Origin of the sequence: Flavobacterium ustbae (assembly GCF_003946915.1) — a bacterium.
GTDB classification, from domain to species: Bacteria; Bacteroidota; Bacteroidia; order Flavobacteriales; family Flavobacteriaceae; genus Flavobacterium; species Flavobacterium ustbae.
The window spans coordinates 1-1,489 of sequence record NZ_RPOC01000035.1; the positions used below are offsets into that span (position 1 = coordinate 1).

The following is a 1,489-nucleotide window of genomic DNA, read 5'->3' on the forward strand; positions in this document are numbered from 1 at the left end:
CGCAAGCACTGGAACCGTGACTGCGGGAGCTGTGACAAATGCAGTTGGAACCGTAAGCTATTCTTGGAAAAACAGTTCAAATACTGTAGTCGGAACAATGGCAACTGTATCCAATCTTCCTGCGGGAACTTATACTTTGACTGTTTCTGATTCCTGCTCTTCAAAAAGCAATGCGGTAACAATCGGACAGCCGAACGCTGCTCTGGCTTTGGCAGATTCTTCTAAAACAGACGCTTCATGTTTTGGCGCAAGCACTGGAACTGTAACTGCGGGAAATGTAACAAACGCAGCTGGAACCGTAAGCTATTCTTGGAAAAACAGTTCAAATGCCGTAGTCGGAACAACGGCTTCAGTATCCAATCTTCCTGCGGGAACTTATACTTTGACTGTTTCTGATTCCTGCTCTTCAAAAAGCAATGCGGTAACAATCGGACAGCCGAACGCTGCTCTGGCTTTGGCAGATTCTTCTAAAACTGATGCTTCATGCTTCGGCGCAAGCACCGGATCTGTAACTGCAGGAACTGTGACAAATGCGGTTGGAACCGTAAGCTATTCTTGGAAAAACAGTTCAAATACCGTAGTCGGAACAACGGCAACTGTATCCAATCTTCCTGCGGGAACTTATACCTTAACCGTTTCTGATTCCTGCTCTTCTAAAAGCAATTCGGTTACTATCGGACAGCCGAACGCGGCTCTGGCTTTAGGCGATTCTTCTAAAACAGACGCTTCATGTTTTGGCGCAAGCACCGGATCTGTAACTGCAGGAACTGTGACAAATGCGGTTGGAACCGTAAGCTATTCTTGGAAAAACAGTGCAAATGCCGTAGTCGGAACGACGGCTTCAGTATCCAATCTTCCTGCGGGAACTTATACTTTGACTGTTTCTGATTCCTGCTCTTCTAAAAGCAATTCGGTTACTATCGGACAGCCTTTAGCTGCTCTGGCTTTGGGAGATTCTTCTAAAACAGACGCTTCATGCTTCGGCGCAAGCACTGGAACGGTGACTGCGGGAGCTGTGACAAATGCAGTTGGAACCGTAAGCTATTCTTGGAAAAACAGTTCAAATGCAGTTGTAGGAACAGCAGCAACTATTTCTAATCTGCCTGCGGGAACTTATACCTTAACCGTTTCTGATTCCTGTTCTTCAAAAAGCAATTCGGTAACAATCGGACAGCCAAACGCGGCTCTGGCTTTGGCAGATTCTTCTAAAACTGATGCTTCATGCTTTGGAGCAAGCACTGGAACTGTAACAGCGGGAACTGTGACAAATGCGGTTGGAACCGTAAGCTATTCCTGGAAAAACAGTTCAAATGCAGTGGTAGGAACAACAGCAACTGTTTCAAACTTGCCTGCGGGAACTTATACTTTGACTGTATCTGATTCCTGCTCTTCAAAAAGCAATTCGGTAACAATCGGACAGCCGAACGCTGCTCTGGCTTTGGCAGATTCTTCTAAAACTGATGCTTCATGCTTTGGAGCAAGTACTGGA

At 46.0% G+C, this 1,489-nt stretch carries 1 protein-coding gene; it reads left to right on the forward strand.

What is annotated here, in order from left to right:
• A partial coding sequence (locus EG814_RS20825) for a hypothetical protein (protein ID WP_394343513.1) occupies positions 1-1,489 on the forward strand: 1,489 nt, incomplete at both ends.